Below are 17232 nucleotides of genomic sequence, written 5' to 3'. Positions count from 1 at the left end.
GCTATGAAACAAAAGCTTGGGTGGAGATACCGTTTAGCTGTTATAATGGTGATACTCATCTTTTTGGCCTGGCCGGCAGGAGCAGGCCAGGCAGCCCATCCTTTTGTGCAGGGCTATGTGGAAGGATACTTGAAGGAGATAACCTTACCCCCGGCAGGAGGAGAAGGGGAAGCAGCTATAACGGTGGAGACTTATGGGGGAGAGATTTACCGGCTCAAATTAAGCTTGCAGGCTGTTTTGGCTATTGATCAGCGGCCGGCTAAACCTGCTGATTTTAAGCCTGGTATGGAGGTTTATGCCCGGATTGTTAACCGGCAGGCAACCTATGTGGAAGGTTATTCCACAATGGTAGCTTCTTACCTGCCTCCGGGGGGACGGGTACAAAGAGGGGTCATTATCGATATAGAAGGAGAAAATCTTATTATCAAGGATTATGCTGGAGAAAGACGGAATTATTATATCTCACCGGCAACGGTGATTATGCGTCAGGGAAAGCTCATTACTCCCGGTCTTTTGTATCCGGGAGATAGGGTAAAGCTTTATTTTGATGAACTGTATTCTGATGTGGTAGGGCGCATGGAAGTAGAAGGAAATTCGGTGCTGGTAAGCGGCCTCTATCGCGGAAAGCTGGCCTCAGTAGATACCAGCGCGGAAAATCTGGTATTAAGAGAGGTTTATATCTGGCGCAACGGCAGATGGCAGAGCCATGCCGGCATTATGCAGATCCCTTATGTGCCGGAAATAGTTCCTTTTGCCGGAGGACAAAAGCTGGCGGAAAACCGGATGCCTTATTACCGGGGAAGAGATGTTTATATCATTACGAAAAATGTGCTGGGGCGGGAGAGGGCAGTCAATGTTATTTTTAAGAACCAGTATGAAAGCGTGTTTAATGATAAAATAGCTGACATAAACTGGTATGCGGATAAGCTGGAACTTGGGGATAAAAATAATTTTACGCTGCATGAAGGAAGTGTGGTAATAAAGGATGGACGACTGCAGGATAAGATGATTCTGGGAAGCGGGGATGATGTGCTGATTATAGCTGATGGCAGGGGCTTAAGCCGGCTGGCCAATATCATATATGTGTATAATCAAAGCCTGAATAATACGAAGAACGGACAGTATTATATACTGGCTGGCAGGCTGGATCAGGTGACGGAATACCGGCTGTGGCTTAAAGATTATTTTGTGCTGGGGGGCAATCAGTGGGAATCCTTCAGGGGAAGCCGGGAACTGTTTTTTGATCATGATACTGCTTTCTACGATGGGGAAAACCGCATCTTATTATCTGCCGACCAGTTTATCGCCGGGGATTATGCGGTAGATGAAGAGAGCGAACGGGTAAAGAAGGAAGGGCTTAAAGACTGGTATGCTTATCTGTATGTGGATGGGGAAAGGGTAGTTGCTGCCCTTCTGCAGCCTAAGATGGATTCCCTGCTGGTACAGAGGGTAACTACTGGAACGGTTCATAAAGTCGTCCAGGATGAACTGGCAGGATGGACGGTTGAGATGAGGGACGGAGCTGATTTTAGCCCGGCCCGGGGACAGTGGATGCCGAGAACGGCTTTCCTGCGGGTTAATCTGGAAAAAGCCTTGCTTATCAAGGAAGATAAGCTCATCACCCCGGAAGAGTTGAAAACAGGAGACCGCCTTTATATGGTAAGGGATGACTTTTTCGGTAAAGTAATAGTGGTGAAGTAACATGAGGGAGAGAAAAGAGATGAAAAAAAGGGTAGCTGTATTAGCTTTTTCCATATGTCTTGTAGTTTGCCTGCTGTTTCCGGCTCTGCCGGCAGCAGGTTATCCCGATATAAACGGCGGAGTTTACAATGAATATGAATATGAAGAAATAGTGTTTTTATCCGGAGAACCTGTCAAATTTACAGGCAAGGTTACTACCAGCTACAAAGAAAAGGAGAATCAGGCTACAGTAAGGTATACTATGGATTTAAAGCCGGAAAATGAAAGCATCAAGGGAAAGCTGAGCCGGCAGGTTACTTATAGTATAAACTATGACAGGCGTACTGACAAAGGACAGACAATTGCCGATATAAAAGTAACTTCCTTCAAGGAAAACATTGACCTGGATAAGGATAAATACAAACTGGAAGATTTTCAGTTTTCCTCTTCCCGCATAATAGACAACCGGCCGGCTTCTGATTTTTATTCCGGCACCTGGAGTGCACGCAAGTATTATACGATTAATAAAACAGAAGGGACGGCAGTTGTTGATATAAGCGGGGGGACAGCAGGCTATGCTAATTTCTGGGGCACTACTACTACCCAGCTGATCGAAAAAGTCATAACGGTAAACCGTACCCTGCCGGGCAATAATAAAGGAGAAAGCGGGGAAAAGGTAGGCTGGCAGGGAACGGTAAAGATTGACCAGGTGGACAGTATGCGCAAAACCTTAAAATATGAAGAGAATAAGGCTGACCTTGCCAGTTTCAGCGGGGGGCATATGCGTATTACCCAGCAAAACATGTATGCCCGCTATGAGTATGATCTCCCCTACATAAAGGAAGGACAGGTGGAGGAAAGTCGGCGCCAGCAGGGAACTATCGAGCTTAGCAAAGACAAACTGCCACAGATTGAAAGGCTTATCATACCCAAATTTTATGATACCGGGGGGCACTGGGCCCAGAAGAGTATAGAAAAACTGTATTCCCTGGATGTTTTTACGGATAATTCTTCTTTCTTTGTTCCCGATGCTCCTATGAACCGTATGGATTTTGTGCGGGCACTCATGAAAGCCTGTGATATAAGGGTAGAGGGAGAGACAAAGAAGAAAACAGGCAGCCGCAAACAGCCGGCAGAAGTTTCCCCTTTCCAGGATGTGCCCTCTACCAGTGATGATTATAAATATGTGAAAAGTGCTCTGGAAAAAGGGATTGTAAGCGGTATGAGCCGGGACTTTTTTGGAGCTAAGGAAAACCTTACCCGGGCGCAAGCAGTTACTATACTGGTAAGAGCCCTGGGTTTTGAGCATAAGGCACCTACACCGGGGTATTATACTTCTTTTGCTGATGATGAGAAGATTCCCGGGTGGGCAAAAGATAGTGTATATATTGCCCGGGAGATTAATTTGATAAGCGGGGATACCAGTTATCGCTTTAATCCGGATAAGGTTATGACCCGGGCGGAAGCTTCGGTTATGCTGGTTAGATTTTTAGAGTTTCTGGAAAAAGATTTGCAGAAGAACTATCGGGAAGAGATTATCCTTTATAACCGATAGATATAAGGCTTCTCATTAAGGCAGGTGAAAAGCTTGCGCGGAAAAATGTTATGGGCAGCAGCTATCATAGCCGGGGTTATATGTGCTGCCTGTTTTCTTTACTGGGACAGGAATATACTGCTTGGCAAGGAAGAAAAAGCACTGGCCTGGGAACAGGAAGCGGAAAACAGGCGTCTTTTTCCCCATCCGGATAGCACCTGGTATGATATGGAACTTACCCTGGATGCTGCAAGTGGTATTATATACGGCCATACCTTTTTAACTACCCGCAATACTTCGGGAAAAGCATTGAAGGAGCTCTGGTTTACCGCCTATCCTAATGCTTTTAAAGATAAGAAAAGGACTCCTGCTCCCCGGGAAGCTTATTATGCCGGTTTTGATGAGGGATGGCTTAAAGTAGAAAAAATAAGGGTTAATGGGATTACTAGCGTATTTGTGGAAAAAGATGTTAATATTTTGGTTATTCTGCTTGAAGAGATGCAAGAGGGAGAAGATATAAAAATAGAAATGGAATGGAAGGCTAAAGTGCCGAAAGCTTCATATCGTTATGGTTATAAAGAAGGAGTTTTTATGCTCAGCTATTTTTATCCTATGCTGAATGTGCTGAGTGAGAAGGGATGGCATAAGGGGGCTAATTATCCCTGGGGAGAACCTTTTTGTCTGCCTACTGCCAATTACCGGGTGAAAATAACTGTGCCTGCTCCTTATGAGGTTGTAGCTACGGGTAAGGAAATAGGAACTATAATGCGAAAGGGGCAGAATAAGGAATATCACCTGGAAGGCAGGAATATAAGGGATTTTTGCCTGGCAGCCCTGGTTGGCTATCAGAAGATAGAGGGAAGGAACCGGATTGCGGATATAAAAGTCTGGGCTCCAAAGGAGAGGGCTTTCTGGGCCAAAGAGGTTTTGACCGAGGCTTCTTCTATACTCCTTTTTTATTCAGCAGTCTTTTGTTCTTATCCTTATGATGATTTTAAGATAGTTTTTGTGCCTATGCAGGGATTTGAAGGTATGGAATATTCAGGGCTTATATTCTTGCAGGAGCGTTTTTTACAACCTGGCTTTGCAGACAATAAAAAAGCCGTTTTTATCTTGGCGCATGAAATTGCCCACCAGTGGTGGTATAACCTGGTAGGCAATGATCAGATGGCTGAACCCTGGCTGGATGAGGGATTGGCCGATTTCAGTGCCTACAAGTATATGACCGGGGTCAGGGGGGAAAAGGCTTTAGACCGTCTGCAAGGCACGGTTAATTTAGGAAAAGGGCTTAAAGATATGGCATCCCGTAAGGATTATTATCAAACGGCTTATTATGGAGGAGAAGCTTTCTTTGCTGGATTGGAAGAGATGCTGGGCGAGGAGATGGTTTATAATATACTCAGATCTTACCTCGCCCACTATAAATATGATATTGCTTCCCGGGAGGATCTTTTTTATATTATTGAAATGGAGTCGGGAAAAAAATTGGATGCCTATTTTGCCAGCTGGTTTAAAGAGTAGAAACTATACATAGGCCCCATGTTGACGTAAAATATTAAGGGCCTGGTTAGTTTTTTCGTTTTCCGTTACTACAGTTACCAGATAAGGATAGCCCCCGACCAGGTCACCTGTTGCACTTCCGCTGACAGAAGGATCAGCAGCCAGCAGAACACCCAGACAGCGGTCATAATCCTGGCCTATTACCAGAGATGAAAGGCTGCTTGTAAGGCCATATCCTTTTTTGCCGGAAGGGAAGCGAGATATGGTATCTACCTGAACTTCTGAGAAACCTTCCTGTTTTAGCCTGGCGGCTGCATTCTTAGCACTGTTTTCATCAGCAAAATAGGCTAATATAGATCTTTGTCCTGGATTTAACTGCATATAGGGCCTCCTTTTTTTAATCATTAATTATTTTTATTTTGGGCAGTTAGCTGGTTTTTTATGAGTTTTGCCTTTTTTGTGAGATAATAATTAGGGAAAAATAAATTTAGGAGGATGTCTTAAATGAATCCGGTGCAGGAATTGAAAAGAAATTTAAGCGGTATGGTGATGGATGCCTTAAAGAAGGCTAAAGAAGAAGGGCTTTTGGATTATGCCGAGGTTCCCCCTTTTGTAATAGAAGTTCCCCGGGAAAAAGAACATGGAGATTTTGCCTGTAATGTAGCCATGCTTCTTGCCAAACAGGCGAGGATGGCTCCGCGTAAGATTGCCGAGATAATAGAGGATAAAATGGAATGGCAGGAATCTGAGTTGCTAAATAAGGTAGAGGTAGCAGGGGCAGGATTTATAAATTTCTTTTTAAGCCATGACTGGCTTTATGAAGTTCCTTTTTTAGTAAAGAGGATGGGAAGCCGATATGGATATAATGAAGAAAAGGGGGAAAAAATCCAGGTAGAATTTGTCAGTGCCAATCCTACCGGTAATTTGCATATGGGAAATGCTCGGGGAGGGGCTTTAGGCGACAGCCTGGCTAATATTTTGCAGCTGGCTGGCTATGAGGTGGAAAGGGAGTTTTATATAAATGATGCCGGCAATCAGATTGAGATCTTTGGAGATTCCCTGGAAGCCCGTTATCTTCAGCTTACCGGGCATGATGTGCCTTTTCCGGAAAACGGATATGCCGGAGGAGATGTTATTGAGACGGTAAAAAATATCATTGCCGAGTATGGACACACTTTGTTAGATTTAACCCCGGAAGAGAGAAGAAAGATATTGATTGATTATGCCCTGAAAGAAAAGCTTGCCTATATAAAGAAAACCCTGGAAGATTTTGGAGTATTTTATGATGTCTGGTTTAGTGAGAGGACTTTGCATGAATCAGGCAAGGTACAGGAAGTTATCGATTATCTTAAGGAAAAAGGGTATATTTATGAGCATGAAGGAGCTTTGTGGTTTAAATCTACCCTTTTTGGTGATGAGAAAGATGAAGTGGTAGTGCGGGCCAATGGGATTCCTACCTATTTTGCTGCCGATATAGCTTATCACAAGGACAAGTTTGAGCGCGGTTTTGACCGGGTTATTAATATCTGGGGGGCTGACCATCATGGCCATGTAGCGCGTATGAAAGGGGCTATGCAGGCCTTAGGTTATGACCCGGATAAGCTTGATATACTCCTTATGCAGTTGGTACGCCTTTACCGGGGAGGTAATCTGGTAAGGATGTCGAAAAGGACAGGGACTACGGTTACCCTGGATGAGCTTATTGAAGAAGTGGGAAAAGATGCGGCGCGCTTTTTCTTTGTCATGCGCAGCCCGGACAGCCATCTTGATTTTGATCTGGAACTGGCTAAAAAACAAAGCCAGGATAATCCCGTATATTATGTGCAGTATGCCCATGCCCGCATCTGCAGCATTTTCAGGCAGGCAGAGGCATGGGGAATTAAGATGCCGCCTTTAGAGGCGATTGACCCGAAAAAGCTAAAAGAACCGGAGGAGCTGGAAATACTGCGCAAAATTGCTGATTTTCCCGAAGAGATAAATATTGCTGCCCGGAGTATGGCTCCTCATCGCATTGCCCGTTATGTCTTAGACCTGGCTGCTCTTTTCCACAGCTTCTATAACAGCCACCGGGTATTAGGGGTGGAAGATAAGGCTTTACAGGATGCCAGGCTTTTGTTGATGGATATAATCCGCATTACTATAAAAAATGCTCTTAATGTTCTGGGAGTCAGTGCTCCTGAACAGATGTAGGAGGGGTAAGTTTTTTATGGTACAGAAGAAAAAAAGCGAAACTGATCTAGCACTAGAGATTTTAAAGGAAAGAATGGAAGCTATGTACTATGCTGATTTGCTAAGAGAAATTGCCCGGCGCATGGGGAAAGAAGCAGATCCGGAAACGATGACTTCCATTTATACGCGGCTCAATTTAGATCACCGCCTGGTACACCAGGGGGATGGCTACTGGTACTTTGATCCAAACCGCATACGCAGGGAGGGATAGGAGATGAAGATAACCTGGCTGGGACATGCTTCTTTTATTATTGAAACAGGGGGGAAAAAGATAATCACTGATCCTTTTGAGGAAAAGGTAGGCTATCCTTTATATGCAGGCGAGGTAGATATTGCTACCGTAAGCCATGATCATTATGACCATAATGCTGTACACCTCTTAAAAGGCGATCCGCTGGTAGTTAAGGGAAGGGGCGTTTTTGAGCTTGCAGGCATTAAGATAACCGGCTATCCTTCTTACCATGATAAAAGAAAGGGAGAGGAACGGGGAGAAAATACCGTTTACAAGATAGAAAGTGAAGAGCTAAGTATTCTGCACCTGGGAGATCTGGGGCATATACTGGATGACCGCATGGTGGAAGAAATAGGCCGGGTTGATATTCTCTTAATTCCGGTAGGGGGAGTTTATACGATAAATGCCGAGGAAGCATTTGCGCTGGCACAAAAGATTAATCCCCGCATAATTATTCCTATGCATTTTGCTACCCCGGCTTTGACTTTTACCCTGGCCCCGGTAGAAGATTTTACCAGCAAATTTGCTCATACGGTGAAAAAGCCTTATCTATACCTGGAAAGAAAGGAAGATTTACCTGGAGAAACCGAGGTCATCGTACTTGATTATACAAATAGTTGATTTTCAAAAATAAAGAAGGTAAAATGCTAAAGGATTTGCATACAGGAAAGAGAGGGTCTTACAAGTGACTAAATATATATTTATTACCGGCGGTGTTGTATCTTCACTGGGAAAAGGCATTACGGCAGCCTCTTTAGGCAGGCTTCTAAAAAGCCGGGGGCTTAAGGTTTATCTGCAAAAATTTGATCCTTATATAAATGTAGATCCGGGAACGATGAGCCCTTATCAGCATGGAGAAGTTTATGTTACAGATGATGGGGCTGAAACCGACCTGGATGTAGGACATTATGAACGCTTTGTGGATGAGAGTTTAACTCAACATGCCAACTGCACGACAGGACGTATATATCAAGCGGTTTTAGATAAAGAACGTCGGGGAGATTATCTGGGACAAACGGTGCAGGTTATACCCCATATAACCAATGAAATCAAAGAGAGGATAACCCTGATTGAGAAACAGTCTCATCCTGATATAGTCATAACGGAAATAGGGGGAACAGTAGGAGATATAGAGTCTTTGCCTTTTCTGGAGGCGATAAGACAGCTCAAGGTAGATCTGGGAAGAGAAAGGGTATTATATATACATGTTACTCTGGTTCCCTATATAAAAGCTGCCGGAGAGCTGAAAACCAAGCCTACCCAGCACAGCGTAAAAGAGCTGAGGAGTATTGGGATACAGCCTGATATACTGGTGTGCCGCACCGAAAAAGACTTATCGGAAGAGCTTAAAGCTAAGCTTGCTCTCTTCTGTGATGTAGACCGCAAAGCAGTGATCCAGCTTAAGGATGCTTCTTCTATTTATGAAGTACCGCTTATGCTGGCCGAGGAAGGGCTGGATAAAGAGGTAATCAAGAGGCTTGACTTAAAGTGTGGGGAAGCTGATCTGGAAGAATGGAAAGATATGGTACAGAGGATACACCACCTGGATCGCAAGGTGCGTATAGGTCTGGTGGGCAAATATGTTGAACTGCCCGATGCTTATATAAGTATAGTTGAGTCCTTGAAACATGCAGGTTTTTGCTATAATACCGAAGTAGATATAAAGTGGATTTACGCCGAAAAGGTAGAAAAGGAATCAGCGGAGAAGTTTTTGCATGATGTAGATGGCATCCTGGTACCTGGTGGATTTGGGGAAAGAGGGATTGAAGGCAAAATAGCAACCGCTAAGTATGCTAGAGAGAATAAAGTGCCTTACCTGGGGATATGTCTGGGTATGCAGTGTGCGGTAATCGAGTTTGCCCGCCATGTATGCGGGCTGATGGGGGCTAACAGCTCGGAATTTGATCCTCATTCCCCGCATCCGGTGGTTCATCTCATGCCGGATCAGGAAAATATTGAGCAAAAAGGTGGAACTATGCGCCTAGGGGCTTATCCCTGTCATATAAAAGAAGGGACTAAAACCTATGATGTTTATAAGACAGGGATTATAAGTGAAAGACACCGGCACCGCTATGAATTCAATAATGATTATCGGAAGATTATGGAAGAAAAAGGGATGATAATTGCCGGGCTTTCCCCGGATGGGAGGCTGGTAGAAATAATAGAGCTTAAAGATCATCCCTGGTTTGTAGCCTGTCAATTTCATCCTGAGTATAAATCCAGGCCCAACCGGCCACATCCTCTGTTTTTGGGGCTTATAAAAAGCTCTCTGGCTTATAAAGAAAACAAAAAGCAGGCTTTTTAGTTAGCCTGCTTTTTAGAATTTTTAGAAGGGAATGCGGTTAGTTTTGGACCATATTTTCATTTCCTTAGCGGCTTTTACCAGATCATCCCGGAAATCAGGATGGGCGATGTTGATCAAGGCTTCGGCACGTCCCCATACGGATAAGCCTTTAAGATTAGCCTTGCCGTATTCAGTTACTACATAGTGTACTATGGTACGCGGAACTGTTACTACTGACCCTGGTGTCAGCAGAGGTTTGATACGGGAATGGAGTTTACCTTCTTTATCTGTATAGGTGGAAGTAAAGGCTAAAAAGCTTTTGCCGTTTTTGGAATGGAAAGCCCCGATTACAAAATCCAGCTGTCCTCCGGTGCCCGATATCTGACGCAGACCGGAAGTTTCCGAACATATCTGGGATAAGAGGTCAATTTCGACGATGTTGTTTATGGATATAAAATTATCGTGTCTGGCTATGCGATGGGGAGCATTAGTATGGAATACAGGAAACGATGCCGCTAAAGGATTATTATTCAGAAAATCATAGGTTTCCTGGGTGCCCAGACAGAAGGTATAAGCCGATTTATACCGGTCATAGGCTTTTTTCGTATTAGTTATCTTGCCTTTTTCGTACATTTTAACGAAGGAATCACAAAACATTTCGCTCTGGATGCCTAGATCTTTTAAATCCGAATCAGCAATCATGGTGCCGATAAGATTAGGCATAGCCCCTATACCCAGCTGGAGACAGGCTCCATCCGGAATCTCTTCTACTATGAGCTCGGCTATGCGCCGTTCGGCCGGGTTAGGTTCAGGAGCAGGCGGCAAAGTGAAAACAGGCGAATTGGAACCTTCGATTATGTAATCTACCTCGCTTATATGGACGAATTCTTCATTGCCTCCTAAGCAGCGCGGGAGATTTTCATTGACTTCGACAATAGTCAGTTTGGCATTTAATGCCATTCCCCGGTTGTGCGAGTTGGCGATACCGAAATTAAAACAGCCGTGCTCATCCATAGGAGTAACCTGGGCTACCCATACATCAGGCCACAGATGGGAAAAATGATAGTCATAAGCTATCATAGTAGCTTCATGATAGTTAAAAGGGTTATGAGTAACCAGGCCGAAATCTCCGGCTTTACGGTCGAGAGCGGTGAAATACCAGCTGAAATACTGGAAGGTTTTCTGTTCCGGGTCATTTTTTATTACTTCCGGAACAGGCAGAATAGAGCCGGTAGCCCTTATAGCGACATTTTGCAGATCAGTGCCGGCACGTTTGGAAAGGGCAATATCAAAATCTACCGGTTTAGTAGCAAACATGCCGTATTCGATGATGGAGTTTGATTTTACCAGCCGGGCTGCTTCTTCAGCGGTTATAAGCTTACGCTTATATTCTTCTAAATAGGTTTTCACTTAAGATACCCCCCTTAAGCTTTATTGACCATAACAGATGTGTGGTGAAATAAGGCTATATGTGATATTTTTTAAACTATTGTGATAAATATTATAGATAGAAATATTCGCAAAAAAATCTCAATATCCTGCCTGTTTTCACATTTTAATAAAAAGTATTTAGTAGACTAAATGTGGTAAAATGATAAAGGTTTGGGATATATAAATTTTTTTATATTGGGTCAACCTAAACCAAAACAGGGAAAAGGAGAGACATATGTATACGACGAGGGTAATTGATATAAGAGAAAAGTCAGCATTTAACAGCTTTATTGCATCCCATCCTAAAGGACATTTCCTGCAGCTCTGGGAATGGGGACAGGTAAAAAAAGGAATGGGCTGGGAGATGCTGCCTCTGGTTCTGGAAGAGGATGGAGAGATCAAGGCTTCGCTTTTGATATTAAAGAGAAAGCTTCCCCTGCCTGGTATAAATAGATCTATTTTTTATGCTCCCCGCGGGCCAGTAGCTGATGTTCACAATGAGGAGATTATGCGGCTTCTGTTCGCTGGAGCCAGGAAGCTGGCGCAGGAACATAAAGCTATTTTTTTAAAGATAGATCCTGATGTGCCTAAAGATGATCTTATTTTTGCCGATATTTTAAAAAAGAATGGCTTTCGCAAAAATGAGACCGGTTTAGATTTTGAAGGGGTTCAGCCCTGTTTTGTTATGCGGCTTGATATAACCAGGGATGAAGAAACTTTGCTGGCTAATATGCATTCCAAATGGAGATATAATATAAGGCTGGCTGAACGTAAAGGGGTAAAGATAAAAATAGGGGAAAATAAGGATGACCTCAAGGTTTTTTATGCAATTCTTGAGGAAACGGCAAAACGGGATAATTTTTTAATCCGCGGCTACGAATATTTTGAGTGGATATGGGATTATATGGTGCAAGCTGGTTATGCCCGGCTTTTTATGGCAGAATATGCAAACCAGGTTATTGCTGCCACGCTGGCTATGAAAACCGGGGACAAGGTGTGGTATCTTTATGGAGCTTCCAGCAACCAGCACCGGAATGTGATGCCTAATTATCTTTTGCAGTGGTCGATGATAAAGTGGGCCAAGGAGACTGGATGCACCTTATATGATTTTCGAGGGGTTTCGGGAGATCTGGATGAGAGCAATCCCCTGTACGGGCTGTACCGCTTTAAGAAAGGGTTTGGAGCTGAGCTGGTAGAATTTATCGGCGAGTGGGACCAGGTTTATGATCCCTTTTTTTACCTGCTGTGGACGAAAGCTTTACCCTTTTATCTGCGCTTGACCCGCAGTGTACTGAGGAAATTCCGCAACAAGGAGGCATAAGGGAAAGTGGCCTCAAATTATAACAAGTGGATTGAGATTGACCTGGATATAGTAAGGAGCAATTTACAGATAGTAAGGAGCAAACTGGCTGAAGAGGTAAGGCTTATTGCGGTAGTGAAAGCTGATGCTTATGGTCATGGAGCCCCTGCCGTAGCTCAGGTTTTGTATCAAGAGGGGGTAGATTTTTTTGCAGTAAGCTATCTTGATGAAGCACTGAGGCTACGCCAGGCAGGTCTAAAAGCCAGTATAATGCTTTTTTGTCCTTTGATATGCAGGGAAGATATGATGGAAGCGATAGAGAATAATCTGGTAATAAGTATAACCTCCCCGGAAGAAGCTTCTCTGCTTAGGGAAGCAGCTGCCCGCCTTAACAAGATGGTCAGGGTACATTTGAAGGTGGAAACCGGGCTGGGCAGGTTCGGGCTTACTGCAGAGGAAGCTCTGGAAGTTTGCCGTTCTTTAAGCGAGAACTCCTGCATATATTTAGAAGGTATATATACCCATATGGCCCATGCTGTAAACCGAAAATATACGGAAAAACAGTTTTCTCGTTTTCAGCAGGTTATCAGGAGATTGGAGAAAGAAGGCTTCAGCCTGCCGGTGAAGCATTGTGCCAATAGTGCCGTTTTTCTTCTTTATCCTCATATGCATCTTAATGCCGTACGCATAGGCACCCTTCTTTCCGGACAGCATCCCCTGCTGGGGGATTTTAATAGTCATCTTTCCCTTAAAGACCCTTATAAGTTTAAGGCCCGGGTTATATCGGTAAGAACTAAGGAAAAAGGCAGCTATTTAGGCTACTTTAGAACCTACCGTTTAAAAAAGGAGAGCAAGGTGGCGGTAATTCCCGTAGGTTTTGTAGATGGGCTGGCGCTGGAGATAGCCAATCCGCCTTTAAACTGGATAGACTTTTTAAAAATGCAGATTAAACGTTTTTTAGCTTATCTTGATGTTCCCGGGTTTAATCTGCAGGTTAAAATAAATGGAAGTTTATATCCGGTGCGGGGCAAGGTTTTTATGCAGATGGCTCTGGTTGAACTGCCACTGGAAGCTGATGTAAAAGCAGGGGATGAAGTGGAGATTCCGGTGCGTAAAACTTTGGCCCGGCCTGATGTGCCCCGCCTTTATATAAGGGAAGGAGAGGCAGGAAAGCTGGATTTTGCTAACAAGGTCACCTATCTGGTGGAGGAGGGTTAAAATGGTGAAAAAAAGGCTGGTAGTAGTCATGATGGTAGTTTTTTTGCTGGTGGTAGGAGGGGTAGCGTTAAAAAACAGCAGCCAGGGAGGTAAAATAACCAGCAAAGGAGAGGTGGTAGGGGTTATCAATATTGATGGGCCTATTACCGGGAGTTCTACCACCGATATTATGGGCACAGGGGGAGTAAGTGCTCTGGATATAATGGAAAAGATAAAGACAGCCCGGCAAAGGCCGGATATAAAAGCGGTAGTTATAAGGATCAACAGCCCGGGGGGGACAGCGGCAGCCTCCCAGGAGATAGCTGAAGAATTAGATAAACTTAGAAAAGAAGGCAAACCGGTGGTTACCTCTATGGGAGACATGTGTGCCTCAGGCGGATACTGGCTGGCCTGCAGCACGGATTATATCATGGCTAATGGAGGAACTCTGACGGGAAGCATAGGAGTTATAATGCAGATAGCCAACCTGGAGGAGTTATACCGCAAACTAGGCATAGAGATGGAAACGATAAAAAGCGGGAAACATAAGGATATAGGCTCTTCATCCCGGGCGCTTACCGAAGAAGAGAGAAAGCTCCTGCAGGATTTGATAGATGATTCCTATAACCAATTTTTGGAGCAGGTAAAGAAGGGAAGAAAGGGGAAAATTAGCGAGGAGGAACTTCTAAAAATTGCTGATGGCCGGATATTTTCCGGCCGCCAGGCTTTGGAGCTGGGGTTAGTTGATGGACTGGGCAATTACTATGATGCCATAAGGCAGGCGGAAAAGATGGCAGGAATTAAAGAAGGAACCGCGCAGGTAGAAATTTTGAACCAGCCTGATTTCTGGAGCCGGTTAGGCTTGAGCAGGGTTAAGATAGATAATATCCTTTTTCAGGATAAGTGGATAGAGATGAGGTAAAATTAACAACTGGGGAGGTGAAAGTTTGAGTTTTACGGAAATAGTATATGGAGTTTTGTTTCAACCGGTTAATACCTTTCGTTATTTAAAAGAGGCCAGGCCTCTAGGATTAAGCCTTCTCATATGGGCAGCAGTTATAATATTAAGTGTAGTAATAGGGCAGGGAGAAGCTTATGTTAATAACGAAATAAAAAGCTTAGGCTTGCCTTTACAGGTAGCCGGGATGTTGAACTGGGTGGTAGGCTTATTTTCCTTTATTATGCTTTTTGTGATGGCAGGGATTTATTCACTCCTTGCGGACATCATATATGGGAGGAATAATGCTAAAGGACTGCTGGTTTGTTTGGCCCTGGCTTCTTTGCCAGGAGTTTTAGGATCTGCTTTAAGCTATGTACTGGCTCTGGCTGGTATTAAATGGCTGGGAATGCTTTTTAGCCTGGCAGCCGGCATGTGGGTTATAGTCCTGCAGATATTGGCTTTGCGGGAAGCCCTGGAATTGACTACTTCGGGAGCCCTGCTGATATATTTTATCCCTTTTATAGTTTTATTTATTTTTGCCCTCCTGCTGATAGTTTTAATAGGAATAGCCGGTTATAGCAGTTTTAATGCCGTTGGAGGTTAAACAAGCTTTTTGTCGAGTTATAAGGTAATTTGGTCCTAAAAAAAAGCAGGATATAGACTGCCTAAAGCGAAAGTATTTGACAGATACTGGAGCAGGGGGACTTACTTGTGACATGGCGTATTCTGATAGCTGATGACCAGAAGGGGATAAGAAAACTTTTAGCTGAGCTTTTTAAGCGTGATGGCTGGGAAGTGATACTGGCCGAAAATGGAGAGGAAGCAGTGGCTAAGGCTATGGAGTTCAGGCCTAATATGGTGATAATGGATATGAAGATGCCTAATATGAACGGCCTGGAAGCGGCGGTTAATATATTGACGAATTTTAAAGATATAAATATTATTATGATGACTGCCTATGGGGAAACGCGGATAGCGGAAGAAGCGCTTAAAGCAGGTATAAAAAAGTGTATAAACAAACCTTTTGACATATTCGAACTGTTATCCCTGGTCAATGAGATGGCAGGGAAAAAAAGCTGCTGGGAACAAAAACTAGGTTAAGAGGTGATTAAAATGCCTTTGGTGTCGGTAAGTGAACTTTTATGGAAAGCAGAAGAGGGAGGTTATGCGGTAGGGGCTTTTAATGCCAACAATATGGAAATAGTGCAGGCTATTGTAAAAGCAGCGGAAATGGAAAATGCCCCGGTAATCATGCAGGCCAGCCAGGGGGCTTTGAGCTATGCTGGACTTCGCTATATTACGGAAATGGTAAAGATAGCTGCTGAATCTACCCATGTGCCGGTGGCCCTTCATCTCGACCACGGTACGGATTTTGCGCAGGTAGTTCGCTGTATAAGAAGCGGTTTTACTTCGGTTATGTATGATGGCTCCAAGCTGCCGTTAGAAGAAAATATTGCCATGACCAAAAAGGTTATAGAAATCGCAAGGCCGATAGGGGTGTCTGTCGAAGCTGAGCTAGGAAAAATCGGGGGAACTGAAGACCATATATATGTAAGTGAAAAAGAAGCGATGTATACTGATCCCGATGAAGCCAAGTATTTTGTCGAACAGACCGGGGTGGAAAGCCTGGCCATAGCTATAGGGACAGCCCACGGCCAGTATAAAGGAGAGCCCAAGCTCGATTTTGCAAGATTGGCCAAAATAAAAGAGCTTACCAGAATTCCTATTGTTTTGCACGGTTCTTCCGGGGTTCCTGATGAACAGATAAGGAAAGCTATCGAACTGGGGGTACGCAAGGTAAATATTGATACGAACATAAGAGAAGCATTTGTAGGAGCCATGCGCAAAGTGATGGCGGAAAAACCTGATGAAATCGATCCGCGCAAGATATTAGGGCCGGCTCGGGAAGCAACGGTAGAGATTATACGTGAAAAAATAAGGCTTTTCGGCAGTGCCGGCAAGGCTTAAGGAAAGAGAAAAAGATGTTGCTTAATGATGGGGGGATCAGATTGATCTCCCCATCAAAATAAGGAGGATGGTTATTAGAAGGAGGTATTATGAGCTTTGCGTATTTTTATAGATTCTGCTAATATAGAAGAGATAAGAGAAATAAATGACTTGGGTTTTTTAGCGGGAGTAACTACCAACCCTACCCTTATTGCCCGGGAAAAAAAAGATTATCGCACGGTTATAGCCCAGATTTGCCAGATAGTATCCGGGCCGGTAAGTGCAGAAGTAATAGCAACTGATTTCCCTTCTATGCTTAAAGAAGCCGAGGAGCTGGCCTCTATCCATCCCAATGTAGTCATAAAGGTTCCCCTTACTGAGGTTGGACTGCAAGTTATAAAGAAGCTGAAAGATAAAGGGATTAAAACCAATGCCACCCTGGTTTTTTCCGCCAATCAGGCTTTGCTGGCGGCCCGGGCGGGAGCTGCCTATGTCAGTCCTTTTGTGGGGCGCATTGATGATATAAGCCATGATGGATTGCAGCTTTTAAGTGATATAATGAGTATTTTTGACCAGTATATTTTAGAAACAGAAGTTATAGCCGCCAGCATAAGACATCCGGTGCATGTCCTGGAGGCGGCCAAACTGGGGGTGCATATTGCCACTGTTCCTTATAAGGTAATCAAGCAGATGATTGCCCATCCGCTTACGGATGCGGGGATAGCTAGATTTTTAGCTGATTATAAGGCGGCTTTTGGTCAAGATTAAAATTAGGAGGTTAGCAACAGTTGAATTAAATTTATAAAGTTTTTAAAAACTCTATACACAATTTATAATTTTTTGCTAATCTGTGCATAGAGGCAATTTTTGTGAAATATTACAGCATTGGGCAATTTGCCCAATTAATAGGAAAGACAGAACAAACATTAAGAAACTGGGACAAGAAAGGAGTTTTAAA

The 17232-nt window shown here is 43.8% G+C and carries 17 protein-coding genes; 15 read left to right on the top strand and 2 right to left on the bottom strand.

Annotated elements, in window-relative coordinates:
• The first annotated feature begins 3 nt into the window (after positions 1–3).
• Genes BUB92_RS08040 through BUB92_RS08030 form a run of 3 tightly spaced genes read left to right on the top strand, consistent with a single transcriptional unit; the run spans position 4 to position 4735 of the window.
• Positions 4–1701 (top strand): hypothetical protein, encoded by a 1698-nt coding sequence (locus BUB92_RS08040; RefSeq protein WP_073092619.1) that lies wholly within the window; start codon positions 4–6, stop codon positions 1699–1701.
• Between the two features lie 19 nt (positions 1702–1720).
• The gene (locus BUB92_RS08035) at positions 1721–3235 is read left to right on the top strand and encodes an S-layer homology domain-containing protein (RefSeq protein ID WP_073092616.1); all 1515 of its coding nucleotides are present in this window, start codon (positions 1721–1723) and stop codon (positions 3233–3235) included.
• Between the two features lie 33 nt (positions 3236–3268).
• Positions 3269–4735, top strand: a complete 1467-nt coding sequence (locus BUB92_RS08030; protein WP_073092613.1) for a M1 family metallopeptidase — start codon at positions 3269–3271, stop codon at positions 4733–4735.
• Positions 4736–4738: 3 nt separating this feature from the next.
• Here BUB92_RS08030 and BUB92_RS08025 read toward each other — a convergent pair whose 3' ends face one another.
• Positions 4739–5095 (bottom strand): hypothetical protein, encoded by a 357-nt coding sequence (locus BUB92_RS08025; RefSeq protein WP_073092611.1) that lies wholly within the window; start codon positions 5093–5095, stop codon positions 4739–4741.
• A gap of 123 nt (positions 5096–5218) precedes the next feature.
• Between BUB92_RS08025 and argS the strand changes: the two genes are divergently transcribed.
• The 4 genes from argS (at position 5219) to BUB92_RS08005 (ending at position 9480) form a co-directional block, all read left to right on the top strand.
• Positions 5219–6904, top strand: coding sequence for an arginine--tRNA ligase (gene argS / locus BUB92_RS08020; protein WP_073092608.1), 1686 nt, complete (start codon positions 5219–5221; stop codon positions 6902–6904).
• 16 nt (positions 6905–6920) lie between these two features.
• Positions 6921–7154 carry a DNA-directed RNA polymerase subunit delta gene (gene rpoE / locus BUB92_RS08015; protein ID WP_073092604.1) on the top strand — a complete coding sequence of 78 codons (234 nt, stop codon included), beginning with the start codon at positions 6921–6923 and terminating at the stop codon, positions 7152–7154.
• Between the two features lie 3 nt (positions 7155–7157).
• Positions 7158–7796, top strand: coding sequence for an MBL fold metallo-hydrolase (locus BUB92_RS08010; RefSeq protein ID WP_073092602.1), 639 nt, complete (start codon positions 7158–7160; stop codon positions 7794–7796).
• A 64-nt stretch (positions 7797–7860) separates the two neighbouring features.
• On the top strand, positions 7861–9480 hold the full coding sequence (locus BUB92_RS08005) for a CTP synthase (protein WP_073092599.1): 1620 nt from the start codon (positions 7861–7863) through the stop codon (positions 9478–9480).
• A 21-nt stretch (positions 9481–9501) separates the two neighbouring features.
• Here BUB92_RS08005 and BUB92_RS08000 read toward each other — a convergent pair whose 3' ends face one another.
• Complete coding sequence (locus BUB92_RS08000) at positions 9502–10869, bottom strand: acetyl-CoA hydrolase/transferase C-terminal domain-containing protein (RefSeq protein WP_073092596.1); 1368 nt, start codon at positions 10867–10869, stop codon at positions 9502–9504.
• 256 nt (positions 10870–11125) lie between these two features.
• On the opposite strand from BUB92_RS08000, the gene BUB92_RS07995 reads away from it, so the two are divergent.
• From BUB92_RS07995 to BUB92_RS11380, 8 genes are all read left to right on the top strand, one after another.
• The gene (locus BUB92_RS07995; protein WP_073092593.1) at positions 11126–12211 is read left to right on the top strand and encodes a lipid II:glycine glycyltransferase FemX; all 1086 of its coding nucleotides are present in this window, start codon (positions 11126–11128) and stop codon (positions 12209–12211) included.
• Positions 12212–12217: 6 nt separating this feature from the next.
• A complete protein-coding gene (gene alr, locus BUB92_RS07990; protein ID WP_073092590.1) occupies positions 12218–13408 on the top strand; it encodes an alanine racemase in 1191 nt (396 codons plus the stop codon).
• Position 13409: 1 nt separating this feature from the next.
• Positions 13410–14309: a signal peptide peptidase SppA gene (gene sppA, locus BUB92_RS07985; protein WP_073092587.1), complete on the top strand. Its 900-nt coding sequence runs from the start codon at positions 13410–13412 to the stop codon at positions 14307–14309.
• Positions 14310–14334: 25 nt separating this feature from the next.
• Entirely contained in the window at positions 14335–14931 is a 597-nt protein-coding gene (locus BUB92_RS07980; protein ID WP_073092584.1) for a Yip1 family protein, read from the top strand.
• Positions 14932–15038: 107 nt separating this feature from the next.
• Positions 15039–15428 (top strand): response regulator, encoded by a 390-nt coding sequence (locus tag BUB92_RS07975; protein WP_084728417.1) that lies wholly within the window; start codon positions 15039–15041, stop codon positions 15426–15428.
• A gap of 12 nt (positions 15429–15440) precedes the next feature.
• Complete coding sequence (locus BUB92_RS07970; RefSeq protein WP_073092578.1) at positions 15441–16295, top strand: class II fructose-1,6-bisphosphate aldolase; 855 nt, start codon at positions 15441–15443, stop codon at positions 16293–16295.
• A 96-nt stretch (positions 16296–16391) separates the two neighbouring features.
• Positions 16392–17042 carry a fructose-6-phosphate aldolase gene (gene fsa, locus BUB92_RS07965; protein WP_073092575.1) on the top strand — a complete coding sequence of 217 codons (651 nt, stop codon included), beginning with the start codon at positions 16392–16394 and terminating at the stop codon, positions 17040–17042.
• Positions 17043–17143: 101 nt separating this feature from the next.
• Positions 17144–17232, top strand: an 89-nt coding sequence (locus tag BUB92_RS11380) for a MerR family transcriptional regulator (RefSeq protein WP_143156904.1), incomplete at its 3' end; no start/stop codon positions are given.

Source organism: Thermosyntropha lipolytica DSM 11003, assembly GCF_900129805.1.
GTDB classification, from domain to species: Bacteria; Bacillota; Syntrophomonadia; order Syntrophomonadales; family Syntrophomonadaceae; genus Thermosyntropha; species Thermosyntropha lipolytica.
This window is presented reverse-complemented; position numbering and strand designations above follow the sequence as displayed.

Coding starts and splice junctions, on each gene's coding strand:
- BUB92_RS08025 (WP_073092611.1), bottom strand. CDS start 5,095: ATGCAGTTAAATCCAGGACAAAGATCTATATTAGCCTATTTTGCTGAT.
- argS (WP_073092608.1), top strand. CDS start 5,219: ATGAATCCGGTGCAGGAATTGAAAAGAAATTTAAGCGGTATGGTGATG.
- sppA (WP_073092587.1), top strand. CDS start 13,410: ATGGTGAAAAAAAGGCTGGTAGTAGTCATGATGGTAGTTTTTTTGCTG.
- BUB92_RS08010 (WP_073092602.1), top strand. CDS start 7,158: ATGAAGATAACCTGGCTGGGACATGCTTCTTTTATTATTGAAACAGGG.
- BUB92_RS07970 (WP_073092578.1), top strand. CDS start 15,441: ATGCCTTTGGTGTCGGTAAGTGAACTTTTATGGAAAGCAGAAGAGGGA.
- BUB92_RS07995 (WP_073092593.1), top strand. CDS start 11,126: ATGTATACGACGAGGGTAATTGATATAAGAGAAAAGTCAGCATTTAAC.
- rpoE (WP_073092604.1), top strand. CDS start 6,921: ATGGTACAGAAGAAAAAAAGCGAAACTGATCTAGCACTAGAGATTTTA.
- BUB92_RS08040 (WP_073092619.1), top strand. CDS start 4: ATGAAACAAAAGCTTGGGTGGAGATACCGTTTAGCTGTTATAATGGTG.
- BUB92_RS08035 (WP_073092616.1), top strand. CDS start 1,721: ATGAAAAAAAGGGTAGCTGTATTAGCTTTTTCCATATGTCTTGTAGTT.